General features: G+C 71.2%; 27 protein-coding genes and 1 pseudogene. 13 read left to right on the plus strand and 15 right to left on the minus strand.

Translation table 11 applies throughout. The features are described 5' to 3' along the window. Positions 1-2: 2 nt before the first annotated feature. A complete protein-coding gene (locus IE173_RS13550; protein WP_191284055.1) occupies positions 3-767 on the minus strand; it encodes an IclR family transcriptional regulator in 765 nt (254 codons plus the stop codon). A 120-nt stretch (positions 768-887) separates the two neighbouring features. On the opposite strand from IE173_RS13550, the gene IE173_RS13555 reads away from it, so the two are divergent. From IE173_RS13555 to IE173_RS13565, 3 genes are read left to right on the plus strand one after another with little or no spacing between them, the layout of a single operon-like run. Next, positions 888-1,592, plus strand: coding sequence for a CoA transferase subunit A (locus tag IE173_RS13555; RefSeq protein ID WP_191284056.1), 705 nt, complete (start codon positions 888-890; stop codon positions 1,590-1,592). A gap of 4 nt (positions 1,593-1,596) precedes the next feature. After that, positions 1,597-2,220, plus strand: coding sequence for a 3-oxoacid CoA-transferase subunit B (locus IE173_RS13560; RefSeq protein WP_191284057.1), 624 nt, complete (start codon positions 1,597-1,599; stop codon positions 2,218-2,220). Continuing rightward, entirely contained in the window at positions 2,220-3,392 is a 1,173-nt protein-coding gene (locus IE173_RS13565; RefSeq protein WP_191284058.1) for an acetyl-CoA C-acyltransferase, read from the plus strand. The genes IE173_RS13560 and IE173_RS13565 overlap by 1 nt, the downstream gene beginning before the upstream one ends. 115 nt (positions 3,393-3,507) lie before the next feature. Here the strand turns inward: IE173_RS13565 and IE173_RS13570 are convergent, their stop codons facing one another. Beyond that, positions 3,508-4,689 (minus strand): 4-hydroxybenzoate 3-monooxygenase, encoded by a 1,182-nt coding sequence (locus IE173_RS13570; protein ID WP_191284059.1) that lies wholly within the window; start codon positions 4,687-4,689, stop codon positions 3,508-3,510. A gap of 182 nt (positions 4,690-4,871) precedes the next feature. Between IE173_RS13570 and IE173_RS13575 the strand changes: the two genes are divergently transcribed. After that, positions 4,872-6,215, plus strand: coding sequence for an HNH endonuclease signature motif containing protein (locus IE173_RS13575; RefSeq protein WP_191284060.1), 1,344 nt, complete (start codon positions 4,872-4,874; stop codon positions 6,213-6,215). On the opposite strand, the gene IE173_RS13580 is transcribed toward IE173_RS13575, so the two are convergent. Further along, positions 6,187-6,951, minus strand: coding sequence for an IclR family transcriptional regulator (locus tag IE173_RS13580; RefSeq protein ID WP_191284061.1), 765 nt, complete (start codon positions 6,949-6,951; stop codon positions 6,187-6,189). The genes IE173_RS13575 and IE173_RS13580 overlap by 29 nt on opposite strands. An 11-nt stretch (positions 6,952-6,962) precedes the next feature. On the opposite strand from IE173_RS13580, the gene IE173_RS13585 reads away from it, so the two are divergent. Then, complete coding sequence (locus IE173_RS13585) at positions 6,963-8,030, plus strand: amidohydrolase family protein (protein WP_229842116.1); 1,068 nt, start codon at positions 6,963-6,965, stop codon at positions 8,028-8,030. Here the strand turns inward: IE173_RS13585 and IE173_RS13590 are convergent. Continuing rightward, positions 8,018-8,893: an IclR family transcriptional regulator gene (locus tag IE173_RS13590; RefSeq protein WP_191284062.1), complete on the minus strand. Its 876-nt coding sequence runs from the start codon at positions 8,891-8,893 to the stop codon at positions 8,018-8,020. The genes IE173_RS13585 and IE173_RS13590 overlap by 13 nt on opposite strands. Positions 8,894-8,984: 91 nt before the next feature. Between IE173_RS13590 and IE173_RS13595 the strand changes: the two genes are divergently transcribed. After that, positions 8,985-10,355 (plus strand): aminomethyl transferase family protein, encoded by a 1,371-nt coding sequence (locus IE173_RS13595; RefSeq protein ID WP_191284063.1) that lies wholly within the window; start codon positions 8,985-8,987, stop codon positions 10,353-10,355. Here IE173_RS13595 and IE173_RS13600 read toward each other — a convergent pair. Beyond that, positions 10,337-10,774: a DUF1003 domain-containing protein gene (locus tag IE173_RS13600; RefSeq protein WP_229842117.1), complete on the minus strand. Its 438-nt coding sequence runs from the start codon at positions 10,772-10,774 to the stop codon at positions 10,337-10,339. The genes IE173_RS13595 and IE173_RS13600 overlap by 19 nt on opposite strands. After that, on the minus strand, positions 10,771-11,580 hold the full coding sequence (locus IE173_RS13605; protein ID WP_191284064.1) for a universal stress protein: 810 nt from the start codon (positions 11,578-11,580) through the stop codon (positions 10,771-10,773). Before IE173_RS13605 ends, IE173_RS13600 begins: the two co-directional genes overlap by 4 nt. A 91-nt stretch (positions 11,581-11,671) precedes the next feature. Between IE173_RS13605 and IE173_RS13610 the strand changes: the two genes are divergently transcribed. Next, positions 11,672-13,366: a GAF domain-containing sensor histidine kinase gene (locus tag IE173_RS13610; RefSeq protein WP_191284065.1), complete on the plus strand. Its 1,695-nt coding sequence runs from the start codon at positions 11,672-11,674 to the stop codon at positions 13,364-13,366. Next, positions 13,363-14,001 carry a response regulator gene (locus IE173_RS13615; RefSeq protein ID WP_191284066.1) on the plus strand — a complete coding sequence of 213 codons (639 nt, stop codon included), beginning with the start codon at positions 13,363-13,365 and terminating at the stop codon, positions 13,999-14,001. Before IE173_RS13610 ends, IE173_RS13615 begins: the two co-directional genes overlap by 4 nt. Positions 14,002-14,026: 25 nt before the next feature. Here the strand turns inward: IE173_RS13615 and IE173_RS15635 are convergent. From IE173_RS15635 to IE173_RS13630, 4 genes and pseudogenes are all read right to left on the minus strand, one after another. Continuing rightward, positions 14,027-14,284 (minus strand): annotated as a pseudogene (locus IE173_RS15635) (pyridoxamine 5'-phosphate oxidase family protein); the annotation flags it as partial. A 12-nt stretch (positions 14,285-14,296) separates the two neighbouring features. Next, on the minus strand, positions 14,297-14,446 hold the full coding sequence (locus IE173_RS15640; RefSeq protein WP_308433105.1) for a hypothetical protein: 150 nt from the start codon (positions 14,444-14,446) through the stop codon (positions 14,297-14,299). Between the two features lie 54 nt (positions 14,447-14,500). Beyond that, positions 14,501-15,277 (minus strand): M56 family metallopeptidase, encoded by a 777-nt coding sequence (locus IE173_RS13625; RefSeq protein WP_191284067.1) that lies wholly within the window; start codon positions 15,275-15,277, stop codon positions 14,501-14,503. After that, positions 15,274-15,645: a BlaI/MecI/CopY family transcriptional regulator gene (locus IE173_RS13630; RefSeq protein WP_191284068.1), complete on the minus strand. Its 372-nt coding sequence runs from the start codon at positions 15,643-15,645 to the stop codon at positions 15,274-15,276. Before IE173_RS13630 ends, IE173_RS13625 begins: the two co-directional genes overlap by 4 nt. A 176-nt stretch (positions 15,646-15,821) precedes the next feature. Between IE173_RS13630 and IE173_RS13635 the strand changes: the two genes are divergently transcribed. Genes IE173_RS13635 through IE173_RS13650 form a run of 4 tightly spaced genes read left to right on the plus strand, consistent with a single transcriptional unit; the run spans position 15,822 to position 22,313 of the window. Beyond that, positions 15,822-17,387 (plus strand): cytochrome ubiquinol oxidase subunit I, encoded by a 1,566-nt coding sequence (locus tag IE173_RS13635; RefSeq protein ID WP_191284069.1) that lies wholly within the window; start codon positions 15,822-15,824, stop codon positions 17,385-17,387. Between the two features lie 29 nt (positions 17,388-17,416). Then, a complete protein-coding gene (gene cydB, locus IE173_RS13640) occupies positions 17,417-18,442 on the plus strand; it encodes a cytochrome d ubiquinol oxidase subunit II (protein ID WP_191284070.1) in 1,026 nt (341 codons plus the stop codon). Continuing rightward, a complete protein-coding gene (cydC, locus tag IE173_RS13645; RefSeq protein WP_191284071.1) occupies positions 18,439-21,687 on the plus strand; it encodes a thiol reductant ABC exporter subunit CydC in 3,249 nt (1,082 codons plus the stop codon). The genes cydB and cydC overlap by 4 nt, the downstream gene beginning before the upstream one ends. Further along, positions 21,684-22,313 (plus strand): hypothetical protein, encoded by a 630-nt coding sequence (locus tag IE173_RS13650; protein WP_191284072.1) that lies wholly within the window; start codon positions 21,684-21,686, stop codon positions 22,311-22,313. Before cydC ends, IE173_RS13650 begins: the two co-directional genes overlap by 4 nt. On the opposite strand, the gene IE173_RS13655 is transcribed toward IE173_RS13650, so the two are convergent. Both IE173_RS13655 and IE173_RS13660 read right to left on the minus strand, forming a co-directional pair. Then, on the minus strand, positions 22,255-22,722 hold the full coding sequence (locus IE173_RS13655) for a BON domain-containing protein (protein ID WP_191284073.1): 468 nt from the start codon (positions 22,720-22,722) through the stop codon (positions 22,255-22,257). The two genes, IE173_RS13650 and IE173_RS13655, sit on opposite strands and share 59 nt — an antisense overlap. Continuing rightward, a complete protein-coding gene (locus IE173_RS13660; protein WP_191284074.1) occupies positions 22,719-23,138 on the minus strand; it encodes a pyridoxamine 5'-phosphate oxidase family protein in 420 nt (139 codons plus the stop codon). Before IE173_RS13660 ends, IE173_RS13655 begins: the two co-directional genes overlap by 4 nt. Positions 23,139-23,285: 147 nt before the next feature. On the opposite strand from IE173_RS13660, the gene IE173_RS13665 reads away from it, so the two are divergent. Beyond that, positions 23,286-24,101: a universal stress protein gene (locus tag IE173_RS13665; protein WP_191284075.1), complete on the plus strand. Its 816-nt coding sequence runs from the start codon at positions 23,286-23,288 to the stop codon at positions 24,099-24,101. Here the strand turns inward: IE173_RS13665 and IE173_RS13670 are convergent. From IE173_RS13670 to IE173_RS13680, 3 genes are read right to left on the minus strand one after another with little or no spacing between them, the layout of a single operon-like run. Next, positions 24,098-24,571 (minus strand): NUDIX domain-containing protein, encoded by a 474-nt coding sequence (locus IE173_RS13670; protein ID WP_191284076.1) that lies wholly within the window; start codon positions 24,569-24,571, stop codon positions 24,098-24,100. The genes IE173_RS13665 and IE173_RS13670 overlap by 4 nt on opposite strands. Beyond that, positions 24,568-25,386 carry a 5'/3'-nucleotidase SurE gene (surE, locus tag IE173_RS13675; protein WP_191284077.1) on the minus strand — a complete coding sequence of 273 codons (819 nt, stop codon included), beginning with the start codon at positions 25,384-25,386 and terminating at the stop codon, positions 24,568-24,570. Before surE ends, IE173_RS13670 begins: the two co-directional genes overlap by 4 nt. After that, positions 25,383-26,408 (minus strand): 1-phosphofructokinase family hexose kinase, encoded by a 1,026-nt coding sequence (locus IE173_RS13680; protein WP_191284078.1) that lies wholly within the window; start codon positions 26,406-26,408, stop codon positions 25,383-25,385. The genes surE and IE173_RS13680 overlap by 4 nt, the downstream gene beginning before the upstream one ends. Between the last annotated feature and the right edge of the window lie 40 nt (positions 26,409-26,448).

Here is a 26,448-nt window from a genome sequence, read left to right on the forward strand (position 1 = left end):
CCTCAGCGCCCGCGCAGGCGCTGCGTCAACCGGTGCGCGTGCTCGAGCAGCAGTCGCCCGAGCTCCGGCCGGCGGTCGGCCGAGAACCGGGCTTCGATTCCGGTGAGGCTGAGCGCCCACGCGGGCTGATCGGAACCGTCGAACACGGCGGCGCCCATTCCCCAGCTGCCTTCGACGAGGAGCCCGGGGTTGAGCGCGTACCCGGCGGCACGCGTCGCGGTCACCCGGTCTCGTATGCGCGCAGGTTCGTGCGCCGGCCCGAACGCCGAGAGGTCGGCCGCGGAGAGGTAACGATCGACGGCGGCATCGGGCAGGAACGCGAGGATCGCCAGCCCCGCCGACGCGACGCCGAGCGGAAAGCGGATGCCCTCGTGCAGCACGTGGGAGCGGATCGGGAAGGCGCCGTCTTCGCGCAGCAGGCAGACGGTCTCGTCGCCGCGGCGGGCGGAGAGGAACGCGCTCTCGCCCGTCGCCTCGGCGAGAGCCCGCACGATGGGTCGCGCGGGCGCTGTGATGTCGTAGCGCTCGGCGGCGGCGGCGCCGAGCAGGTAGAGCTCGGGGCCGGGAACCCACCGCCCCGACAGGGCGTCGTGGTCGACGAAGCCTTCGGCGGCAAGCGAGGCGAGGAGCCGGTGCGCGGTCGGTCGGGTGAGACCCGTCGCGGTGGCGACCGCTGAGGCGCTCACGCCGCGCGGCATCGCGGCGCCCACGGCGCGCAGCACCGCGGCGGCGCGACCGATCACCTGCGTACCCGGAACCGACGTCATGTCCACATTATGGACAGCAGAGGGGGCGAAAGGCCACATCTCGACCGACTTTCGACAGAACCGCAAGCGCCGCATACGCTGATTTCGACCACGATGTGGACACGCACACGAAGGAGTGGCATGGCGCAGAAGATCTGGCCGTCTGCGGCGGAGGCGCTCGCCGGCGTCGTCGAAGACGGCATGACGATCGCGGTCGGCGGGTTCGGCCTGAGCGGCAACCCGACGAACCTCATCCGCGCGTTGCGCGACACCGGGGCGAAGAACCTCACGATCGTCTCCAACAACATGGGGGTCGACGGCAAGGGCCTCGGGCTGCTGCTCGAGAACAAGCAGGTGAAGAAGGTCGTCGCCTCGTACGTCGGTGAGAACAAGCTGTTCGCCGAGCAGTACCTGTCGGGGGAGCTCGACGTCGAGTTCGCCCCCCAGGGCACGCTCGCCGAGCGGCTGCGCGCGGGCGGCGCCGGCATCCCGGGCTTCTACACGCCGACCGGTGTCGGCACCCCGATCGCCGAGGGCAAACCCGAAGCCGAGTTCGACGGACGCCGGGTCATTCTCGAGCGCGGGATCGTCGCCGACGTCGCGCTCGTGCGCGCGCGGTGGGCCGACCCGTACGGCAACCTGCGCTACCGGCTCACGGCGCGCAACTTCAACCCGCTCGTCGCGACGGCGGGGAAGCTCACGATCGCCGAGGCGGAGGAGATCGTGGATGCGATCGAGCCCGACGACGTCATGACCCCCGGGATCTTCGTGCAGCGCCTCGTGCTCGCGGAAGACCTGACGAAAGAGATCGAGCAGAGGACGGTGCGCACTCGTGTGGACGCGTGACGAGATGGCCGCGATCGCGGCCCGTGACCTGAAAGACGGCGACTACGTCAACCTCGGCATCGGCATCCCGACGCTCGTCGCCAACAACCTGCCCGCCGGCGTCTCGGTCACGCTGCAGAGCGAGAACGGCATCCTCGGCATGGGTCCGTTCCCGTTCGAAGGCGAAGAGGATGCCGACCTCATCAACGCGGGCAAGCAGACGGTGACGCTGCTGCCCGGTGCCGCGGTGTTCGACTCGGCGATGTCGTTCGGCATGATCCGCGGGGGTCACGTCGCGACCGCGATCCTCGGGGCACTGCAGGTCGCGGGCAACGGCGACCTCGCCAACTGGACCATTCCCGGCAAACTCGTGAAGGGCATGGGCGGCGCGATGGATCTCGTCGCCGGCACCCCCTACGTCATCGTCGTCACCGAGCACGTCGCGAAAGACGGCTCGCCGAAGATCGTCGAGAGGTGCGACCTGCCGCTCACCGGGGTCGGCGTCGTCGACCGCATCGTGAGCGACCGGGCCGTCTTCGACGTCGTCGACGGCGGACTCGTGTTGCGCGAGATCGCGCCGGGGGAAGATGTAGAAGAGCTGCGGACGCTGACCGGCGCTCCGTTCGCCGTCGAACTGGAGGCACGCTGATGTCTGTCGTCATCGCGGGCTACGCCCGCACCCCGTTCTCCCGCTTCACCGGTCGGTTCGCCGACATCCCGGCATCCGACCTCGCGGCGCACGCCATCCGCGCGGCGCTCGTGCGGGCATCCGTCGAGGCCGCCGAGGTCGAGCGCATCTGGGGCGGCCAGGTGCTGCCGGCGGCCGCGGGCCAGGGCCCCATCCGTCAGGCGGCGGTCGGCGCGGGCATCCCGCTGTCGTCGCCCGCGATGACGATCAACGCCGTGTGCCTGTCGGGCATGGAGGCCGTCATCGCGGCCGCCCGCAACATCGAGGCGGGCGAGCACGGCATCGTCGTCGCGGCCGGCATGGAGTCGATGTCGCGCGCGCCGCACGCCTTCCGTGGCCGGGCCGGCGTGAAGTACGGCGCGATCGAGATGATCGACACGCTCGAACACGACGCGTTGCTCGACTCGTTCGAGCACGTCTCGATGGGGGCGTCGACCGAAGCCGGCAACGCCGACAACAACGTCACGCGCGAGGCGCAGGACGCCTGGTCCGCCGGGTCGCACCAGCGAGCGCTCGCCTCCGCTGCCTTCCTCGCCGAGGAGATCGCGCCGTACACCCTCACCTCGCGTGCGGGCGAGACGGTCGTGACGGATGACGACGGCGTGCGCGCCGACACGACGCCCGAGTCGCTCGCGAAGTTGCGGGGCGCGTTCTCGGCGGGCGGGTCGATCACCGCGGGCAACTCGTCGCAGATCACCGACGGCGCCGCCGCCCTGGTGCTGATGTCGGAGGAGACGGCGGCCGCGCGCGGCATCACGCCGCTCGCCCGCATCGAGAGTCATGCGGCCGTCGCCGGCCCCGACACGCGCCTGCACGCCCAGCCGGCCAACGCCATCCTCGCCGCTCTCGCGCGGCTCGAGGGCGTCACGCCGGCCCAGCTCGCGGCGGTCGAGATCAACGAGGCGTTCGCGGCGGTCGCGGTGCGCTCGGTCGAACTGCTCGGCATCTCGGGCGACATCGTCAACGCCCACGGGGGCGCGATCGCCCTCGGTCACCCCGTCGGGGCGTCGGGGGCCCGCATCGTCGGCACCCTCGCTCGCCAGCTCGTCGCGGCCGGCTCGGGATCCTATGGCGCCGCCGGGATCTGCGGCGGCGGCGGCCAGGGTTCCGCGATCGTGCTGCGCGCGATCTGAATGACCCGGAGCGGGTCGCCTGGTGGCGGGCGGCCCACTCCGTACCCGCGGCCGCGAAGCTGACGGTGCGGGCCGGCACGCCACCGAGCCGACCCGCACCGAGTCTGAGAGCGGATCAGTCCGCGTAGGGCCAGCCGGTGTACGCCTCGGCGAGGTAGGTGCTGCCCGCCGTCGACGAGACGACCGACTCGAGCTCGCCGAGCTGACGGCGGCGGTCGAAGTCGCTCGCCTCGGGCGTCGAGTGCAGCATGCTCGTCATCCACCATGAGAAGTGCTGAGCGCGCCAGATGCGGTGCAGGGCGCGCTCCTCGTAGCTGTCGATTCCCGCCGTGCCTTTCCCGGCGAAGAGGTCGAGCAGACCCTCATGCAGGATGCGCACGTCGTTGACGGCGAGGTTCATGCCCTTCGCCCCGGTGGGCGGCACGGTGTGAGCAGCGTCGCCGACGAGGAAGACGCGGCCCTTCTGCAGCTTGTGCGCGACGAACGAGCGGAACCGCAGCACATCGCGCTGGAAGATGTTCCCCTCCTTCAGGTCGCGTCCGGCGACGCGCGACTGGAGGGAGTCCCAGATCTGGGCGTCGCTCCACTCGTTCGGGTCCTGCTCCGGGTCGCATTGCAGGTACATGCGCTGAACGGTGTCGGAACGCTGGCTGATGAGCGCGAAACCGTTCTCGGAGTTGGCGTAGATGAGTTCCTCCGACGACGGCGGGGCCTCGCAGAGGATGCCGAACCAGGCGAACGGGTACTCGCGGAAGTAGCCGCCGGTCATCGAGCCGACGACGGCGGTGCGCGCGACGCTGCGGGAGCCGTCGGCGCCGATCACCACGTCGGCGACGATCTCGAACGGCTGGCCTGCGGCATCCTTTCCGACGACGCGGGGAGCCTCGGTCTGCCCGTCGAGCACCTCGAGGGCCTCGTGCTCGAAGCGGATGTCGCCGCCGTCGGCGATCCGCCGGGCGAGCAGGTCGATGAGCACCTCGTGCTGGGGATAGAGGTAGACGGCGCGGCCGACGAGCTTCTGGAAGTCGATGCGGTGCGACTCGCCGTGGAACTGCAGCTCGATGCCTTCGTGGCGGTGACCGTCGGTCAGCACCCGATCGGAGGCCCCGGTCTCGACGAGCAGGTCGACGGCGACGTTCTCGATGATGCCGGCGCGCACCGTCTTCTCGATGTCTTCCCGGGAGCGGTTGTCGATGACGATCGACTCGATGCCGTCTCGGTGCAGCAGGTGCGACAGCAGAAGACCGGCGGGGCCGGCGCCGACGATGGCGACGCGGGTGCGAACGGCAGGCGACATGCGATCTCCTTCGATCGTTTCGAGGACTGTCGACAGTGTTGCTGGGGGTCACGGCGCGTGGGGGGCTTTGCCCGTTCAATGGGATGTTGGATCGAGTCCTTCACAGGGTGTTGTGATGCGACTTCTTGTACTTTCGAAAGTTTGTTCGGTCGGGAAGGATGGGTTTCGGAAGGATTTCAGTCATGACCTCGACCTCAGCTCTCGCCGCCGCCGTTGCGGTGTTGCGTGATGTGCCGCGGTCGGTCTCGTCGTGCCGGGCGGCGTCGGATGCGTCGGTGATGGAGTGGTTGCGGCTGGCGGGGGAGGCGAAGGCGCTGGCGGATGCGCATCTGGCGCTCGCGGCGGGGGAGTTGAGGCGACGGTCGTCGCCGGAGTTGGGTGGGGCGGGGTTGGCGCGGCGGGAAGGCGCTCGCACGCCCGAAGAGCTGCTCAAGGTCGTGAGCGGGGTGACGGGCCGGGATGCCGTGGTCGCTCTCCGCGTCGGGCGGCTCGCGCAGACCGAGGGTTCGGTGCTCGGGGATGCCGTCGTCGACGGGTCGGTGTCGGTGCCGGCGGCCGAGGCGATCCGGGCGGGGCTGGACGGGGCTGCGGCGGATCCGGTGCTGGTGGCTGAGGCGACCGAGTTGCTGTGTTCCGAGGCGTCGACTCTCGACCCGGACCGGCTGCTGAAGCGGGCGCGGGAGGTGCGGGATGAACTCGATGAGGCAGGGATCGCGTCCCGGGAGGCGGTGTTGCGGGGTCGGCGGTCGTTGCGGCGGCTGGATCTGCGCGACGGGATGAAACGCCTCATCTGGGATTACGACCCGCTCACCGCCGGAGTCGTCGACGAGATCTACGACCGGGCGACCTCACCGCGACGCGGCGGGCCGAGGTTCGTCGATGCGGAGTCTGTGCGTCGGGCGACCGAGCTGGAGCGGGATGAGCGCACGACGGAGCAGATCGCGTCGGATGCGTTCACTGAACTGCTCCGCCAAGCCGGTGGGCTCGACGGAAGTGTGTTGCTCGGGAAGGGGACTCCGGCCGTGCGGGTTCTGGTGCCGGCATCCGACCTCATCGCCGGAACCGGCCATGGGGTGATCGAAGGATCCAACGAGGCGATCTCGATCGGCACCGTGCGGGCCCTCGCGTGCGCCAACGGCACCCGAACCGCGTTGATCGACTCGCTCGGCAATGTGCTCGACCTCGGACGCGAACAACGCCTCTACTCACGCCATCAGCGTGTCGCCCTCGCGATCCGCGACGGCGGATGCCTCTGGGCCGGCTGCGAACGGCCGCCCTCCTGGTGCGAAGCACATCACATCGACCATTACGTCAGAGACAAGGGCCGAACGGACCTCGAGCGAGGTGTTCTGCTCTGCAAGCATCACCACCTGAAACTGCACAACGAAGGCTGGCAGATCCGCCGACGAGAGGGCCGGTACTGGCTGCACCCGCCCCCGGATCGACCTCGACCCCCGGAGCTGCTCGTCACCAAGTCCCGAGCGATCCGCGAACACCTCAACCGAAGGCGGAGCGTGACCGCGTGAGGGTTTCCTCGATCTCCCGGGCCGCGGCGCGAAGCACGGCGACCGCACGTTGCTCGTCGACGCCGTCGCGGGGCAGCACGACACCGAGGGCGGCGACGACGGCGCCGTGGTCCCGTACGGGTACCGCGATCCCGGTCGAGACGCTCTCGATCGAGCCCGGAGAGGCGGCGAAGCCCAGCCGCCGCACCTCCGCGAGTTTGCGGCGCAGCGCCTCGGGGTCGGTGAGGGTGCCGGGGGCGAGTTCCTGGAGCGGGGCAGCCAGCACCCGTTCGAGCACCTCGGGCGGGGCTGCCGCGAGCAGCACGAGTCCCGACGACGACGCGTGCAGCGGCAACCGGCCGGCGATGCGGGTGATGTTGGCACCGGCGTCGGGGTGTGACAGCCGTTCCAGAAACAGCACCTGGTCGTCATCGAAGACGCCGAGCTGGGTGTGCTGCCGTAGCGCCGCCTGCACCTTCTCCATCGCAGGGAGGGCGGCCTGCCGCAGACCGAGAGCGAGCGAGCCGCGGGTCGCCAACTCCCAGAGACGCATCCCGACTCGGGCCCGCCCGTCCTCGTCGCGTTCGAGCAGTCCCGACTCGACGAGGTCAGTGATCAGGCGATGCGCGGTCGAGGTGGGAAGGTCGGCGCGCCGGGCGATCTCGCTCGGCGACTGCGCCGTGTGCTCGGCATCGAAGGTGGCCAGCACCCGCACCAGACGCGCGATCACGCTGTCGCCCGAGCGTGAGTTCGCCATGCTCCGACCATATGCCGAAGGGGCACGCGACCGGGGTCGTCGAAATCGTCAACAATTTTGGCTACATTCAGACGGTGATCATCGACTGCCACGGCCACTACACGACGACGCCCCCCGGGGTGGGTGCCTGGCGCGACGCCCAGGTCGCGGCTCTCAGCGGCGGCCCCGCGCCTGCCCCGGGCCCCTTCCCGGTGAGCGACGACGAGATCCGCGAGAGCATCGAGGGTGGTCAGCTCCGGGTGCAGCGCGAGCGCGGCATCGACGTGACGCTGTTCTCGCCGCGGGCATCCTGGATGGGGCATCACGTCGGGGACGCGACCACGTCACTGGAGTGGACCATCCGGCAGAACGACCTCATCAAGCGGGTCTGCGATCTGTTCCCGCGCAACTTCGTGCCGGTCGCCCAGCTGCCGCAGTCGCCCGGGGCCACGATCGACAGCTCGGTGCGGGAGCTGCGGCGCACCGTCGGCGAACTCGGATTCGTCGCCGTCAACATCAACCCCGACCCCACGGGCGGCTACTGGACCGGACCCGACCTCGGCGACCGCTACTGGTGGCCGCTCTGGGAGGCGATGCAAGAGCTGGACGTTCCCGGCATGTTGCACGTCAGCCAGGCCGAGAATCCGTTCTTCCAGACCACCGGCTCCTACTACCTCTCCGCCGACACCACCTTCTTCGTGCAGGCGCTCAGCAGCGGCTTCATGAAGGATCAGCCGGCGTTGCGCCTCGTCATCCCGCACGGTGGCGGGGCGATCCCGTTCCACTGGGGGCGTTTCCAGGGCATGAGCGTGCGCGAGGGCTGGGACTTCGAGGGCTCCACCGAACGCCTCTACTTCGACACCTGCGTCTACCACCAGCCCGGCATCGACCTGCTGCTCGACGTCGTGCCGACCCAGCGCGTGCTGTTCGGCTCCGAGATGCTCGGGGCGGTGCGCGGTGACAACCCCACGACCGGCTCCGGCTGGGACGACACCGGCCGGTACCTCGAAGCGTCCGCGCTCTCCGCCGACGACCGGCAGCGCGTGTACTCCGGGAATGCGCTCGCGGTGTACCCGCGGCTGGCCGACTACCTCTCCTGAGGTGGCGCGTCCTCGAGCAGGTGCTCGAAGTACTCCATCGAGCGGTCCGACGAGCTGACCAGCTGGCGGTAGACCCCACCGGCGCGTGCGTGCGGGTGGCCCGGGGGGAGGTAACTGCGCAGCAGGGCCTCCGAGATGCCGTCGGCGGCGAGTCGCAGCAGCCGCACCAGATCGTCGACGGGGGAGTGGTCGTTGGGCACGACGACGCTCACGGTGCCGACGACGACCTCCTGGGAACCTCGGATCGGCACGGCGATGCCCCGCGACTCCTCGAAGATCCAGCCCTCCGAGACCGCGAAGCCGGAACGGCGGGCCGCGGCGACGGCCTCCCGCAGTTGCTCGGGGGTCGAGAGGCTCGACGCCGTGATCGGCGCGAGACCGCGCTCGAGCACCCGGTCGAGCAAGTCGTCGTCCGCGTGGGCGAGCAGCACGATGCCGCTCGACGAGTGCTGTAGCGGGATGCGGCCGCCGACGATCGACGCGTTGACGACGGCATCCCGCGACGAGAGTCGCTCGATGACGAGCACATCGAGCCCCGACCGCACCAGCAACTGGGTGTGCTGCCGCACCCGCGACTGGATCGCATGCAGGAAGGGCAGGGCAATCTCCCGCAACCCCAGAGCCCCGGGGGTGCGGCTGCCCATCTCCCAGAGCCGGTTGCCGACGCGGTAGCTGCGGTCCGGCATCCGCTCGAGCAGGCCGTGCTCGACCAGTTCGCTGACGATGCGGTGCGCCGACGACATCGGGATGCCGGCGCGTTCCGAGATCTCGCTGAGAGAGAGGAACGGGGCCTCGAACGAGAACGTGTCGAGCACCCGCACCACGCGGCTGATCGCCGAGACACCGTTCGACTGTCGCGCCATCGCCCAAGCTCCTTCGCTCGGCCACACCTTACTTCCTATGAAAGGCAGCAACGAGGCGAGTTCCATTGGGTGGCTCCTACACTCCGCAGCTATGACATCCGAGAGTTTGGCCCAGGCCATCGCCCGCACCGGCAACGCCGTCGAGCTGCTGCGCAACCAGGACTGGCCGTCGATCACCTTCCCGATCAAGCCGGAGTTCACCAACTGGCGCGACGAGCAGCGCGCCTGGTCGTCGACCGTCGCGATCATGGACCAGTCGCACCACATGACGCAGCTCTTCCTGTGGGGCGGCGACGTCATCCCGATGCTGTCGGCGATCTCGCCGAACACCTTCGCCACCTTCCGCGCCGGCATCGCCAAGCAGCTGATCGCCGTCAACCACGCCGGCTATCTGATCGGTGACGGCATCCTGTTCTACAACTCCGACGACGCCGAAGGGCTGGTGCTGATCGGCCACCACATCCTCATCGACTGGGTGCGGTTCAACGCCGAGAAGGCGCAGGCGGTCGGCAAAGACGTGCACCACCGGCTCGAAGCCAACTCGGCGATGCGCGGCGGCGTCGACCCCACCTTCTACCGCTACGAACTGCAGGGCCCCGAAGCCGACAAGGTGATGCAGAAGCTCTGGGGCACCATCCCCGAGGTGAAGTTCTTCCACATCGCCGATGTCGAGATCGCCGGCAAGAAGGTCAAGGCGCTCCGACACGGCATGGCCGGTCAGCCCGGATTCGAGTTCTACGGCCCGTACGCCGACGGCCCCGCGATCATCGCGGCGCTCCAGGCGGCGGGTGCCGAGTACGGCATCACGATGGTCGGCGCGAAGGCCTACTCGTCGTCGCCGCTGGAATCCGGATGGGTGCCCACCCCGTTCCCGGCGATCTGGGATGACGACTTCGCCGAGTACCGCGAGTGGTTGCCCGCCGCCCGTGCCGGGTCGATCGGCGGCTCGCTGTACTCGACCGACGTGCACGACTACCAGTTCACCCCGTTCGACCTCGGGCTCGGCCGCTCGGTCAAGTTCGACCACGACTTCCACGGCCGCGAAGCCCTCGAGAAGCACGCCGCGTCACCGTCGCGGCGCAAGGTCACCCTGCTGTGGAACGCCGACGATGTCGCGGCGATCGTGAGATCGCAGATCGAACCCGGCATTCCGGCGAAGTTCCTCGACTTCCCGAAAGCGCGGTACGGCTTCTACCAGATGGACCGGGTCGAGTTGGGGGGCGAGTTCGTGGGCATCTCGACCGACGCCGGCTACATCGCCTACGACCAGCTCTACATGTCGCTCGCCACCCTCGACACCGGGGTTCCCGAGGGTGCGGTCGTCGAGGTCCTCTGGGGCGAAGACCCGATCTCGCACAAGCCGCAGGTCGACCAGAAGCACCGGCAGGTGCGCATCCGTGCCACGGTCGCGCCCGCGCCGTACCACGAGTACGCGCGGAGCGTCTATCGCGCCGACGACTGAGCGGCGGGGTCGCCGGCGGCGGTCTGTGCCGCCGCCCGGGCGGCGTCGCGATCGGCGCGCAGCTCGGTGATGATCTCCAGCTGCACGCGGGTCAGCTCCATCAGTTCCTCGATCTCGCGCTTCGCGGCGACATCGGTCTCGAAGTCGTGCCGGGCGAGCGCCGCAGCCACGGCATCCTGTCGTTTCGCCGCGATCAGCAGGATCGAACCCTGCAGCCCGGCGATCATGCTGAGGAACAGGTTGAGCAGGATGAACGGGTAGGGGTCCCAGCCGTCGGTGACGACGTTGACGATCGCCCAGACCGCCATCACCGCGATGAAGGCCACGACGAAGCGCCACGACCCCATGCCGTTGCGCATCACGTCGGCGGCGAGTTCGCCGCGGCTGAGCGAGCGGCGGTGTTCGTCGTGCCAGGTCATGCCGGGCTCCTGACCGGAACGCCGGCGACGAGCACGGGGGAGTTGGCGTTGAGCAGCACCTCGTGGATGACGCTGCCGATCGGCGAGCGTTCGATGCCCGTCGAACCCGGACCGATCACCAGCAGGGCCTTCGTGCGGGCCACGTCGAGCAGTGCGGCAGAGGCGGCCCGGGTCGAGCGTCGCGCCTGCACGACGAGCGCCGGCTGGATCGCGTGAACGTGGGCGAGGGCGGCCTGGAGCGGCCGGTCGTCGACGATCGTGCCCTCGGCGGGGCGGACGGCGTGCAGCAGGGTCAGCTCCTCGCCTCGGTCGGCGGCCTCGCGGGCGGCGATCTCGACGATGTGCTGAGCAGTCTCCTCGCGGTCGATCCCCGCGACGACGCCGCGGCGGAACCGCACGTCGGTGCTCGGGATGACCGCGACCGTGCACGTGCACGCCGCGGCGATCTGCACGCTGAGTGAGCCGAGCACCCGTCCGCTGCTGAAGCCGGTCTTGTGGGTGCCGACGACGAGCACGTCGTCGGGATTCGCGAAACGCGTCAGCTCCCAGGGCACCGAGCCTTCGAGCAACTCCGCCCGTACGTCGAGCAGCGGCAGCTCGGCGCCGAGTCGGGTGCGCGTGTGCTCAAGCAGCCGCCGCCCGATCTCGATCGCCTCGGCGCGGAAGTCGGGGCCCATCCGTCCACCTTCGGTGTCGACGACGTGCACGAGCACGAGCGGCGCCGCGATGCGGCCCGCGCGGGTGACCGCCCACGCGAGTGCCGCGTCAGACGGGGCCGAGCCGTCGATGCCGACGATGTAGCGCATGTGTTCCTCCCGGTTCGTCCATCGCGATCATCGCCCGAGCCCGCACGAAAGCCCAGGGACATTGGTCCCATCGGGTGGCTACACTCGGACAATGGGTGAGGGTCTGGGAGCCTCCGATACTCCTCAGTCAGAACTCGAGCGCTCGACTGAGGAACTGATCACCCACGCGCGGCGGGTGCTGGCCGCGCAGGGCCGTGTACGCGAACTGCTGCGGGTGACGCGGGTCGTGGTCGAGCAGATCGAACTCGACCGGGTGTTGCGCACCATCGTCGAGGCCGCGGTCTCGCTCTCCGGCGCCCGGTACGGAGCGCTCGGCGTCATCGCTCCGACCGGAGGCCTCGAGCAGTTCATCCACGTCGGCATGCCCGGCGATGTCGCCGAGCTGATCGGTCACCTGCCGGAGGGACGCGGCATCCTCGGTGCCGTGATCGACACCGGAGCCGCGATCCGCCTCGAACACCTGGGAAGCGACGAGCGCTCGTCGGGGTTCCCCGCCCACCACCCGCCGATGGACTCGTTCCTGGGCGTTCCCGTCGTCGTGCGCGGCGAGGTCTTCGGCAACCTCTACCTCACCGACAAGACCGACGGGCCGTTCTCGGCCGAAGACGAAGAGCTGGTCGCCGCGCTCGCGGCCACGGCGGGCATCGCGATCGACAACGCCCGGCTGTTCGCCGAGAGCCGACGGCGGGAACGCTGGAGCGCGGCTCTGGCCGAGATCAGCGCGACCCTGCTCTCGGGCGAGGTCGACGACCCGCTCGCCGTGGTCGTCGAGACCGTCGCGACGGCGGTCGGTGCCGAGCTGGCCTGCCTGGTGCGGCCGGTCGGCGACGAGGAGCTGCTGATCGAACTCGCGCGTGGCGAGGGTGCCGAATTGCTCGAGGGAACCCGGGTCGCGTCGGCGGGTTCGCTCGTGCGGCAGGCGCTCGACAGCGACGCCCCCGTCGTCGTCGAGGCGCTCGCGGCTCGCGAGGGTATCCCGGGAACGGGGGCCTACGGACCGACCGTGGCGATCCCGCTCATCGTCGAGGGCCGGGCGCTCGGCGCCCTCACCATCTCGCGTCCCGTCGGCAGCGAGCGGTTCACGACGGCGGATCTGGAGATGGCCGCCGACTTCGCCCGCCAGACGAGCGTCGCGATCGCCTTCGCGCAGGCCCGGCTCGATCGCGAGCAGCTCGAGCTGGTCGAGGAGCGCACCCGCATCGCGCGCGACCTGCACGACCACGTCATCCAGCGGTTGTTCGGGGCGGGGCTCGCCCTGCAGTCGGCGGCGTCGCTCGCCGACCCGGTGCTGGCGTCCCGCATCACGCAGCAGATCGATGCGATCGACTCCGCGATCTCCGAGATCCGCACCGCGATCTTCACGCTCCAGACCCGGCCCGAGGCGGCGCGACCCGGGTTGCGGCACCGGGTGCTGGATGTCGCGAGCGAGGCCGGCTCGACGCTCGGCTGGAGTCCGCGGATCGCGTTCGGCGGCGCCGTCGACCTGTTCGTCGACGAAGAGCTCGCCGACGACATCGTCGCCGTCGTGCGGGAGGGTCTCGCCAATGTCGCGCGTCACGCCCGGGCGGCGCGCGGCGAGGTGCGCGTCGAGATCGTCGGCGATCAGCTCATCGTGATCGTCGAGGACGACGGCGACGGGCTTCCGGCGCGGCCGACCCGGTCGAGCGGTACGAGCAATCTGGCGGAGCGCGCGACCGCCCGGGGAGGCACGTTTGCGCTCGCCCCCGGCGACCCGCGCGGCACCCGGCTGGAGTGGTCGGTACCATTCGCCCAGGAGGACCTATGACGCGCGTGTTCCTGGTCGACGATCACGAGATCGTGCGGCGCGGCATCGCCGAACTCGTCGACGCCGAACGTGATCTCGAGGTGGTCGGCGAGGCCGGCGACATGCGGCAGGCGCTCGCCCGCATCGCGGCGGTGCAGCCCGATGTCGCGGTGCTCGACGTGCGGCTGCCCGACGGCAACGGCATCGACCTGTGCCGGGAGATCCGGTCACGTCATCCGCAGATCGCCTGCCTGATCCTCACCGCGTACGACGACGACGAGGCGGTGCGTTCCGCGGTGCTCGCCGGTGCGGCCGGCTACGTCGTGAAGGATGTGCGCGGCCAGGCGCTGCTCGAGGACATCCGCAAGGTGGCCGCCGGGAAGCAGTTGCTCCCGGCCTCGGCGGGGCGCCGGGTCGTCGAGTCGCTCGTCGCGACGCCCGCTGATCCTGCCGACCCCGGCCTCAGCCTGCGCGAGCGGCAGGTGCTCGAGTTCATCGCCGACGGGCTCACCAATCGCCAGATCGCCGAACGACTCGACCTCGCCGAGAAGACGGTGAAGAACTACGTGTCGGGCCTGCTCGCGAAACTGGGCCTCGAGTCCCGCACGCAGGCGGCGGTCTACCGCGTCACCACGCGCACCACCCCCGGTCAGTAGCAGACCCGGTCAGTAGCGGTCCGGCTCAGTAGCGGTCCGGCTCGGGCCCGCGGCGGAACAGGCGTCCCGTCACCGAGGTGGGGTGGATGCGCACCCACCGGTACTTCAACGTCGGCACCCACGGGGTGAGCGGAAGCTGATCGGCCGCGTCGATGTCGGCCTGCCGCTCCAGGCGTTCCGCGGTGCCCTTCACCACGACGCTGAAGGCGGTGTCGTCGTCGTAGCCGTCGACCTCGAACGCGACGTGCGGATTGGCGGTGAGTTCGGCGAGTTTCGACCCCGGCGCCGTGCGGAACTAGAGGTCGCCGCGCGACAGCACCGCGTTGACCGGAACGATGTCGATGTCGTCGAAGACGCTCAGGGCGAGCCGGCCGAAGGGCGCGGCGGCGACCCGGTCCCAGCACTCCTGCTCGTCGAGTTCACGTACGGGTTCGTCGGCTTCCATGCCCCGAGGATGCCGCCGGGCGACGACGCTGACCCGGGCCGAAGGTCCCGTCGGTCAGGCGGCGAGCCGCAGCAGGCGGTCGCGGCTGCGAGCGGTGGCAGGATGCCGGACCGTTCGCGGTGCGCCGTCGGGCTCGACCCGGGCGACGGCGGCGATCGCGTGCGCGAGGGCGCGATCCGACACGACCCGGCGCGCGCTGTCGTCGGCGAGCAGTTCGACGAGCACGTCGACCTCTTCGGCGGCACGGGCGGCGATGGGGAACCACGGCAACGCGCTGTGCCAGGCCCGGAAGGCGACGAGCAGGATGTCGTGACGCTGGTCGAGGTGGGCGCGTTCGTGCGCGATGACGGCGGAGAGTTCTTCGGAGCTGAGCCGGTCGAGCAGGCCGCGGGAGAGCACGGTGAGCGAATGCCAGCCGCGCGGCACGCAGTAGGCGAGCGGCACGCTGTCTTCGAGCACGAGGGTCTCGGCGCGCGTCGGGTGAGGCGAGGTGAGCAGCCAGAGCAGTTCCTGGTGCCGCTGCCGCGATCGCACGACGACGGTGACCGTGGCGGCGAGGTGACCCAGGAGGTAGCCGGTCAGGGCGATGGCGGCTCCGACCACGATGCCGCCGGGCACCACGGCGATCGGCATCAGGGCGAGACCGGCGGCGAGGAGGGCACCGATCATCGAGAACCCTCCGGCGAGCGCGATGACCTGCCAGAGCAGGAGGGCTCGCGCGGGCGCCCGCGTCGGCCAGGTGGCGCGGGCGAGCGCGATCGGCACGGGCACGGCAAGGGTGACGGCGATGAGGCCGAGTGCCGCGGCGACGACGAACCCGGGTCCGCTCATGCGGTGTCGGCGCGATTCGAGAGGAGGTCGCGCAGCACGGCGGCATCGGCGGCCGACACCCCGCCGACGAACCGTTCGAGTACGGCGCGCCGGTCGGCGGATTCGCCGAGGGCTTCGTGCAGCAGCTCGGCGACGTGGTCGGCACGGGATGCCGTGGCGGTGTAGCGATGCGGGCGCGCGCTGCGGTCGGCGCTCACGAAGCCCTTCTTCTCGAGCCGGCTGAGAACGGTGAGCACGGTGGTGACGGCGAGCTGCTTGCCCGAGGCGGCGTCGGCGACGCGGGGCAGGACGTCGTAGGCCGACAGCGACGTGCCGGACTCCCAGAGCGCGTGCATGACGGCCCGTTCGAGGTGACCGAGGTTGGCCACATCCACCTCCTGTTCTCTCGCGATTCTACTCCCTGTCGAACTAATTCGATTGGGTGTAGAAATAGTTCTACAGGACGTAGAAGTGCCTCGGGACCTTCGGCCCTACGACCGTGACCCGGGATGCACCAACCTGACCGAGGCGCACCGATTCGTGCGTCGTGAAAGGAGCACCCGCCGTGGACCCCCTCGATATCGCCCGCTGGCAGTTCGGCATCACCACCGTCTACCACTTCCTGTTGGTGCCGCTCACGCTCGGGCTGGGTCCCGTCGTCGCGTTCTTCCACTTCCGCTATGTCTCGACCGGCGACGAGAAGTGGCTGCGCCTGACGAAGTTCTGGGGCAAGTTGTACCTCGTCAACTTCATCCTCGGCGTCGCGACGGGCATCGTGCAGGAGTTCCAGTTCGGCATGGCCTGGAGCGAGTACTCGCGATTCGTCGGAGACGTCTTCGGCGCTCCGCTCGCGATGGAGGGGCTGCTGGCATTCTTCGTCGAGTCCACCTTCCTCGGCCTGTGGATCTTCGGCTGGGGGCGGCTGCCGAAGAAGGTGCACCTGGCGACGATCATCCTCGCCGTCGTCGGGTCGTGGATCTCGGCGTTCTTCATCATCGCCGCCAACTCCTGGATGCAGCATCCGGTCGGCGTCGAACTCGTCGACGGTCGCCCCGTGCTCGTCGACATCGGCGCCGTGCTCACCAACAACACCGCGATCGCCGCCTACACCCACACCCTGCTCGGCTCGGTCTCGGTGGCCGGCGGATTCCTGCTCGGCATCGCCTGGTACCAGTTGTGGCGCCGGCGCAAGGACGGGATCGACACCGTCGACGCGGGTGGCCGGGTCGTCGTCGGGGAGGCCCCCGAGATCGCCGGCCGTGACCGGGCCGACCACCGGGTGTGGCTCACCTCGTTGCGCGTCGGTGCGATCATCGCGATCGTCGGCTTCGCGGGCGTCGCGCTCACCGGCGACATCCAGGCGAAGCTGATGTTCGAGCAGCAGCCGATGAAGATGGCGGCCGCCGAGGCGGCATGCGAGACCGGCGCCGACTTCTCGGTCATCGCGATCGGCGACCTCGCCTCGCGCGACTGCTCCGAGGTGACGACCCTCATCGAAGTGCCCGGCCTGCTCGGCTTCCTCGCCAACGGCGACTTCGGTCAGACCGTGCTCGGCGTGAACGACCTCGTCGACCAGTACCGCGACAGCTATGGCGCCACCCTCCCCGAGGGCGAGCTGTACGGCGAACGTTCCGGGGCCGACGTGCAGTACGTGCCGATCATGTGGATCACCTACTGGGGCTTCCGCATGATGATCGGCTTCGGCGCCATCGCCGCCTTCGCGGCTGCCGTCGCGCTCTGGCTGACCCGCAAGGGCACCGTGCCGCGCTCGCCGTGGATCATGCGGCTCGCGATTCTCGGCATCCTCGCCCCGTTCGCCGCGAGCGCCGCGGGCTGGATCTTCACCGAGATGGGCCGGCAGCCGTTCGTCGTAGCGCCGAACCCCGACGTCAGCGGCATCGACGGGGTGTTCATGTTCACCGCCGCAGCCGTCTCTCCGGGGGTCACCGCGGGCGAGCTGTTGTTCTCGCTCATCACGCTCACCCTGGTCTACGCGGCGCTGCTCGTCGTCGAACTCACGCTGCTGGTGCGCTACGTGCGGGCCGGTGTCGCGGGGGCGATGCCGGAGCTCTCCCGCACCGACCGACCCGATGACCGCGCCGACGACGACGTGCTGTCGTTCGCCTACTGACGTCACGTTCCCAAGAAAGGACGACACCCGTGGATCTCTCCACCGTCTGGTTCATCGCGATCGCCGTGCTGTGGATCGCCTTCCTCCTGCTCGAGGGCTTCGACTTCGGAGTCGGGATGCACCTCCTGGTGCGTGCCCGCACCGAGGAGGAGCGCCGCGTCATGCTCAACACGATCGGCCCGGTCTGGGACGGCAACGAGGTGTGGCTGCTCACCGCGGGCGCCGCGACCTTCGCCGCCTTCCCGCTCTGGTACGCCTCGCTGTTCTCGGTGCTCTACATCCCGCTCACGCTCGTGCTGCTCGGCCTGATCTTCCGCGCCGTCGCGATCGAGTACCGGGGTAAGGGGAAGGGGCGGCGCTGGACCCGGGCCTGGGACCTGTCGATCGGGCTCGGTTCGTTCCTTGCCGCATTCGGACTGGGTGCGGGGCTCGCCCTCACGACCACCGGTCTGCCGATCGACGCGAACGGCGACCGCGTCGGCGGTCCGTTCGTCTGGCTCACCCCGGTCGCCGTGCTCGGCGGCCTCGCCCTCGTCGGCTTCGCCTTCGTGCACGGCGCGAACTTCCTCGCGCTCAAGTCCGACGGGGTCGTGCGGGAACGCGCGGGCCGGGATGTCGTGCGCTTCGCGCCGTTCGCCCTGCTGCCGCTCGTCGGCTGGGTGCTGCTCGTGCAGGTGCAGAGCGGTGACGTGGCCTCCTGGGTGCTCGTCGTCGTGGCGGTCGCCGCCGTCGTGCTCGGCTACATCGCGGCGCTCCGCAAGCTCGAGGGGCGGGCGTTCCTCGGCTTCGCGACCTTCCTCATCGCCGGTGCCGCGTCGATCTTCGCCGCCGTCTACCCGGTCGTGCTGCCCTCCACCGTCGATCCGGCGTTCGACCTCACGGTGCAGAACGCGGCGAGCGGCGACTATACGCTCGGGGTGATGACCGTGATCACGGCGATCGCGCTTCCGGTCGTGATCGGTTACCAGGTGTGGAGCTACTGGGTGTTCCGTCGGCGCATCTCGGCGGCCCACATCCCGCCGGTGCACGACGTCGTTCCCGCCGTTCGGCCGTGAGCGACCGAACCGCTCCCGAGGTGCCGCGGGCGGCGCTCGTGGCCCTCACGGTGCTCGCGGTCGCGCGAGCCGGCGGCCTGTTGCTGATCGCGGAGGGCTTCGCGCGGCTCATCGTCGACACCGGCACCGGGCAGCCGGCTGTCGGTGCGGCGCTCGCGGCGGCGGGGCTCGTGGTGCGCGCCCTGGCCGGATGGGGCAGCGCGTTCGCGGGACGACGTGCGGCGGCGGCGGCGAAGCTGGCCCACCGCGGCACCCTGGCGCGCGGCGTCGTCGATCGCGACCTCGACGCCGGGTCGGTGGCCGTCGTCGCCACCCGGGGTCTCGACGCGCTCGACGCGTACTACACGTCGGTCGTCCCCGCGGCGATCGCGGCGATCGTGCTGCCGCTCGGCATCACGGCGCGGGTGCTGCTCGCCGACCCGTTGAGTGCGCTCATCCTCGCCCTCACCCTACCGCTCGTGCCGGTCTTCATGGTGCTCATCGGCATGCACAGCCGCGATCGGGTCGAGGCCGCCCACGACGCGCTGACCCGGCTCGCCGACCACATCGCGGAACTCGCCCGCGGCCTCCCCGTGCTCGTCGGTCTCGGGCGGGATCGCGAGCAGGCCGAGCGGCTCGCGGTCATCCAGCAGAATCACTCCGCCCGCACCCACCGCGTTCTCGGCACGGCGTTCCTCTCGGCGCTCGCCCTCGAGCTGGTGGCGACTCTGTCGGTCGCGGTCGTCGCCGTCGTGCTCGGCCTGCGCCTGCTGTCGGGCGACGTCGGGCTGTTCGAGGCGCTCGTCGTGCTGCTGCTCGCGCCGGAGTGCTTCACCGCGGTGCGCGAGCTCGGCTCGGCGCATCACGCGGCGGAGGACGGCCGGGTCGCGCTCACCCGGGTGCGCGAGCTGCTCGCCGCCCCCTCCCGCGTCGACCGCCGCCGCGCGGCAGAGACTCTCACCGTCGATCGGTTCGGGGTGCGCCACCCCGGCCGGCGCGGCTCGGCGGTCGACGACGTGACCTTCACGGCCCGGCGGGGTGAGATCGTCGCGCTTACCGGGGCGAGCGGTGCCGGCAAGTCGACAGTGCTGGCGGCCCTCGCCGGAACGCTGCCGGCCGACGCCACGGTCACCGGCATCCTGACGGCGCCGCGGCAGGTCGCCTGGGTGCCGCAGGATCCGCGCTGCGCGGCCGAGACGGTGCGCGCCGAACTCGAACGGTACGCGGGGGATGCCGACGTCGACGGGGTGCTCGGCGAACTGGGGCTGCGCGGCGTGGCCGAACTGCCGCCCGAGGTGCTGAGCCCGGGGGAGCTGCGCCGGGTCGCGGTCGCCCGGGCGCTGCTGCGGGTCGACAGCGGGGCCCGGCTGCTGCTGCTCGACGAACCGACCGCTCATCTCGACCCGGTCGCCGCCGGGGCCGTGCGAGCCGCCATCGCGGCCCGCGCCCCGCGGGTCATCACGGTGCTGGTGAGTCACGACCCCGCGACGCTGGCGCTCGCCGACCGCGCCGTCGCCCTCGACGCGACCGCGCCCGAGTCGCGGTCGGTTCCCGCGCCCGGGACCCTGCCCGACGCGATCGTGCGGCGTCCCGCATCCGTGCCGCCGGGGGGCGTGCGGCTCGCCCTCGCCGCGGTGCTGCGACCGGCCCCGTGGCTCTGGGTCGGTGCCGTGCTGCTGGGCCTCCTCGCCACCGGGATGGGGCTCGCCCTCACCGCGGTCTCGGCCTGGCTCATCGTGCGGGCGAGCGAACAGCCCGCCGTCATGTACCTGCTCGTCGCGATCGTCGGCGTGCGGTTCTTCGGCATCGGCCGAGCGGTCGCCCGCTACGCTGAGCGGCTCGTCACCCATCGTGCGGCATTCCGCGCCGTCGACGACCTGCGCCTGCGGTTGTGGCAGGGGATGGCCGCGCGCGGCGCCGGATCCCGCGAACTCCTCGAGGGCGGGCGCGCGGTCGACCACCTGGTCGGCACCGCCGCCGAGGTGCGCGACCTGCTGCCGCGCACCGTCCCCCCGGTCGCGATCGGCATCCTCGCCGCGGGCGGGGTGGTGCTCACCGTGTCCCTCGTCGCCCCGGAGGCGGCGGGGCTCGTCGGCGCCGGGTTGCTGCTCGCGCTCGTGCTGCCCGCCGGGGTCGCCTTCCTGGCGGGGCGGCGGGCGGAAGCCGACCGGGTGCGCGCCTCGTCGGCACTCCTGCGCAGTTTCGCGGCGGTGGGCCGGGCGGCGTCCGACCTGCGGGCCAACGGGGTCGCCGACGCGACGGTCGCGGAACTCGACCGCCGCAGCCGGAGCGCCGCCGCAGCGGAACGGCGCTCGGGAACGACAGCCGAAGCCGGCATGCAGCTCGCCCCGCTCCTCGCCGGGGCGACAGCGGTCGCGGCCACCGCGCTGCTCGTCGTCGGCGGCGCGCCCGCGGCGACGGTCGCCGTCGTCGCGCTCATCGTCTACGCCTCGGGAGACGCCCTCGCCGCCGCGGTGGCGGGCGGACATCGCATCCCCGGTCTGATCGCCGCGCTGGCGCCGCTGGGCCGGCTGCTCGCGCCGTCGTCCCGCGCGGCGCGGGGCAGCGGTCGGCCCGGTCGCCGCATCGAGGATCTCGTGTTCGACGAGGTCAGCGTCGGCTGGAGCCCCGACACGTCGGTCGCCACCGGCATCGCCGGGCGGGTGCGGCGAGGCGAGGTACTCGTCATCGAAGGGCCCTCCGGGTCGGGCAAGTCGACGCTGCTGACGACGCTGCTCGGCGACCTCGACGTGCGCGCCGGACGCATCGAAGTCGACGGGGTCGAACTCGCCGAACTCGATCCCGCGGCCTGGCGGGCCCGAGTGGTGTGGTGCCCGCAGGAGGCCCACGTCTTCGACTCGACGCTGCGCGGCAACCTGCTGATCGGGCGGCCCCGCGACAACGCCGCCGACGAGGCCGAACTCGACGCGGTGCTGCACCGGGTCGGTCTGGGGGCGATGGTCGCCGCGCTCGAGTCCGGGATCGACGGTCGGGTCGGCCCGGGAGGCCGGTGGCTGTCGGGAGGGGAACGGCAACGCCTCGCGGTGGCCCGCGCGCTGCTGTCGGATGCCGACGTGGTGCTGCTCGACGAACCCACCGCGCATCTCGACGGTCCCACCGCCGACGCCCTCATGGGCGACCTGCGGGCGGCCCTCTCCGACCGCATCGTCGTTCTCGTCACCCACCGCATGCAGGATCGCCGCGACGGCGACCCCGTCGTGCGGCTCGGCGACACGTCGCCGCGGGTTCTCGAGGCGGTCGCGTGACGGACGCCCCCGCTGCCGGCTTCGCGCGGCGCTGGATCGTGCGGGTCACGATCGCCGAGGCCGCGGGCTTCGCGGTCGCCGCCGGGGTCGGCGCGTCGCTCGCCGTGACCGCCGCGCCGACCGCCATCGCCTACCCGGCGGCGGTGCTCGCGGGCGCGGTGGAAGGGCTCGCGCTGGGCACCGGCCAGTACTCGGCCATGCGGGGTGGCCGGCCGGGGCGTGCGGCATGGCTCGGCGCAACCGCCGGGGCCGCGGCGGTCGCCTGGGCGCTCGGGATGCTGCCGAGCACGATCGGGGTCGACCTCGAATCGCCGACGACCTGGGTGCTGCTCGCGTTCGGCGCCGTGCTGCTGCTGGCATCGATCCCGGTGGCGCAGTGGCTGGTCCTGCGGGCGGCCGGTCGGCGCGACGCCGGGGCGTGGGTTCCCGTGACGATGGGGGCGTGGGCGCTCGCGATCCTGTGGACCGCTGCCCCGTCGCCGTTCATCGACGAGCGATCCCCGTTCGCCCTCGTGATCGTGCTCTACGTGATCGCGGGAGTGCTCATGGCCGTGACGGTCGCGGCTCTCACCGCTCCGCTGGCGAGACGGCTGTTTGCGGGATCGCCGTCTCGATCTGGTCGATGACGAAGTGCACGCCGCTCGTCGTGCGCGCGAGGTGGTGCGCGATCCGGCGCTGCTCGGGGTCGGTGACGACACCGGTGAGGTGAACGACGTGGAAGTCGCAGTGCGGGGAGACGCCGGCGAGCTCAGGGTGCGTCGCGAGCCGTTCGGCGACGAGGGCGACGATCTCCTCGTCGCTCAGCCGCCAGTCACCCGGCAGCGGGGCGACGCGCAGCTCGTCGACGAGATCCTGCGTCGCGGGGTCGCTCAGCATGATCGATCGCACGGCGAGGCGTTCCGCGGCCGAGCCGACCTCCCCGGTCACGGTGACGATCCCGGCATGCACGGCGACGTGCACGTCGAGGGCGTCGACTTCGCGACTCCCCTCGAGGGCATGCACCAACCGCCTGCAGTGGCTCTCGTCGGTCGTCATGCGACGCCCTCCCAGCGGAACCGGCGACCGGAGATCACCCGCGGGGTGATGCGCACGTAGTTGAACTTCGGAGTCGACGTCAGCGTCGCGAGGGCCAGCACGCCCGAGCCTTCGATCTCGTCGTCGGCGTCGAGTCGCCGAGCGACTCCGCGGATGACGACGCTCCAGCGGTGGTGATCGTCGGCGCCGTCCACCTCGAAGGCGACGGTCGGGGCATCGGCGAGATCCACGAGCATGGTGCCGGGTGCCGAGCGGAAGACGATCGTGCCGCGGTCGACCAGGTAGTTCACCGGAAAGACGTCGACGCCGTCAGCGGCGACGACGGCGAGCCGACCGAGACTCTCGCCGCGCACCAGCTCCCAGCAGGCGTCGTCGGTGAGGGTGCGGACCCCGGGTGAGGTGAGGGATGCGGTCACGGTTCTCCTTCGTCGACACCACTCCAGCGGCGACGGCCGTCGACCGGGAGGGCCGAAAGTCCTGCGGGGGTGGCGAACACGTGGGACCTTCGCCCTGGTCGGCGCCGCCCGCGGGTGGGACCCTGGGGGGCGGAAGGGAGCACCCCCATGTACCGGATCACCGTCGGAGTCGACGACTCACCCGCTGCCTCGGTCGCCGTCGAGTGGGTCATCGACTGGCACCGGGCGCGGCACGCGCAGATCACCCTGGTCACGGCGTTCGACTACCTCGTCGAAGAGGTCGACGAAGACGTCGCCGTGCTGGAACGCGCCGCGTGGCGCATCCGGGAGGCTCTGCCCGACGCCGTCGTCGAGACCGCGATGGCCGACGGCAGTGTTCCCGGGGTGCTGGAGCGCAGCAGTCGCGTGGCCGATCTGCTCGTCGTCGGGTCGCACCGCACCCGCCACGTGCGTTCCGTGCTCACCGGGCGACTGCCGTTGCGGATCGCCGAGCATGCGGCATGCCCGGTGGTCGTCGTTCCTGACGATTGGCAGAAGCGCACCGGTTCGGTCGTCGTCGGACTGGGGGACGACGACACGTCGGATGCCGCCATCGCCTTCGCGGCGGCTGAGGCGGCAGACCTCGGAGTCGAGTTGCGGATCCTGCACGCCTGGTCGCCCCCGGCGTCGACCGCCGACGTACCGCTGGACCCCGTCGTTCCGGTCGAGCTACGCGCCGAGCACGGGGAGCGCCTCGCCGAGGTCGCCCGCCAGGCCCGGGGGCGGTGCCCGGAGGTGCGCGAGCACCTTCACGAGGGTGCCGCGGGTGGCGCGCTCGTGGCGCTCGCCGCGGACGCCGCGCTGGCCGTCGTCGGAACGCACCGCACCGGCCCGATCGGGGAGCTTCTTGTCGGGTCGACGGCCGCGAGTCTCATCCGCGACAGCCGCACGCCCGTGTGCGTCGTGCCCTCGAACTGGGCTTAGGCCCCGGCGGAGGCGGGAGCGGGCAGGTCGTCGAGCATCGGCACCTGGCCCGCGACGAGTCGTCGCCGGGCGAGTTCGATGCCGTTCCATTCCGCGCGATCGACCTCGGGAAAGGACTGCCGCAGCCCCGACCGCGGTGGCCATTCGACCTCGAACAGGTTGCTGTGGATCTCGGCGAGGTCGAAGGATCCGCCGTCGGCGGCGAACACCGTCACCGTCTTGCCGGAGGAGTAGCGGTATTCACCCAGTTCGACGTACTCGAGGGCGGGTGCCGGCACTCCCATCTCCTCCGCGAACTCGCGGCGCGCCGCCTCCAACGGATCGTCGTCGGGGTCGAGTTCGCCTTTCGGGATCGACCAGGCCCGGTCCTCCTTCCGGGCCCAGAACGGGCCTCCCATGTGGGCGATCCAGACCTCGCGCTCGCTGCCCCGGTCGCGCCAGAGCAGGATGCCCGCGCTGCGAACGCTCACGGGGCTCCGCTGACGTGCAGTTCGGCGCGATCGCCTCGACGCCCGGCGAACACCGCGACGCCGGACTGCTGCACGGCCACGACGTTGGTGATGGTCGCATAGCCCGCTTCGAGCAGGGCGGCGTCGCTCCCCGGCAGCGGAACGTCGGGCAGTTCGCGCACCGTGAGCCGCACGTCGCCTTCGACCGGCTCGGTCATCGTCGTCTGCACGATGCCGAACGGGGCGAGGGTCGCCTCGCGCACCTCGATGACGCCGCCCGGCGGAACGTTCGGCACATTGAGGTTGAAGACCGTGCCGGCCGGATGCTCGAGCAGGACCGCCAGGATGTCGCCCACGACTCCGGCCGCGGTCTCCCAGTGGTGCGCCTCGGGGTTGAGTCCGACGTCGAGCGAGACGGCGAGGCCGCGGGCGTCGTTGACCCCACCGGTGAGCGCCGCCCCGACGGTGCCGGAGTGGAGGATGACGCGGCCGAGGTTCGCGCCGCGGTTGATGCCCGACAGCACGAGGTCGGGGGGATCGCCGAACGCGCCGTGCGCGGCGAGCAGCGCGATGAGTCCGGGTGCGGCGCGCACGCTGTAGGCGGCGACTCCCGGCACTTCGACCAGCTCGCGCTTCTCGACCTTGATCGTCGAGGCGTCGGTGTGGCCGGTGACGGCGATCGTGTTGGTTCCGGTGATCGCGGCGCTCGACCCGCTCGCCTCCTCGGCCGGGGCGGCGATCACGACGTCGAGTCCGGCGTCGATCGCGGCGTGCGCGAGGGCGTAGAGGCCGGGGCTGGCGATCCCGTCGTCGTTGGTGATGAGCGCGCGGGTCACGGCGTCGCCTCGCCCGTGTGGGTGGCCTCTTCCACCAGGTGCGCGAGGTCGTCCGGGCTGATCTCGCGGGCCGGGGGCGCAGGGGCCTCCGGCGCGCCTCCGCCGGGAAGGGGACGCAGCACGACGAGCTCGCGCAGCCGTTCGATCGTCGCCGCCTCGCCCGTTCCGAGACCGTGGCGGGTGACGTTCTGCGCGCCGGCGGCGGCGCCGAGCAGCACGGCATCGGAGACGGAGCCCCCGACGGCGAGCACCGAACAGAACGCCCCGACGAACGAGTCGCCGGCACCCGCGGAGTCGACGACCTCCATGCGTGGGGCGACGACCTCGTGGATGGCGCCGTCCTGAAGCAGGAAGGCGGATTCCTCGGCGCGGGTCACGACGACGACCTCGGCGCCCGCGTCGTGCAGCGCCCGCATCGCGGCGACGATCTGGTCGATGTTCGACTTCTTCGCGATCCGGCCGTCGGCGAGAAGCTCTTCGTCGCTCACTTTCGCGACGGTCACGCGGCCGGCGAGGGCGGCATCCAGTCGTTCTCCGGCGAGATCGACCACGACGCGTACCCCGCCGGTGCGCAGGTCGGCGGCCAGCCGCCGATAGAAGTCGGCGGGCACGATGCCTTCTCCGTGCGGGCCGGAGAGGATCACCAGTTTCGCGTCGAGGCCGGTGCGCAGGGTGAGGCCGTAGAGCTCGTCCTGTTCGTGCCGGGTGAGGGCGTCGCCGCCGGACTCGATGATCGGCTTGCGCTCGCCGTCGCGACGATCGTGCACGTAGACCCCGCCGCGAGCGACGCGCCGGATGCCGGCGACGCGGATCCCCTCTTCCTGCAGCAGGTGGGCGAGCACCCGTCCGGTCTCGCCGGAGAGCGCGGAGCACAGCACGACGTCGCGGCCGAGGGAGAGCAGCATCCGTGCCTGCCAGACCCCTTGTCCGCCGGCGTGCACGTGCACGTCGCCGTCGGCCTGGTGCTCCTCCACGGTGATCTCGAGCACCGGGGAGGGGGCGAAGATGACGACGTCGCTCATGCCCCCAGGCTAGGCACCCGCCCCACTCGGGTCAGGGGCT

Source organism: Pseudolysinimonas yzui (assembly GCF_014653215.1).
In the GTDB taxonomy this organism is placed as follows: domain Bacteria; phylum Actinomycetota; class Actinomycetes; order Actinomycetales; family Microbacteriaceae; genus Pseudolysinimonas_A; species Pseudolysinimonas_A yzui.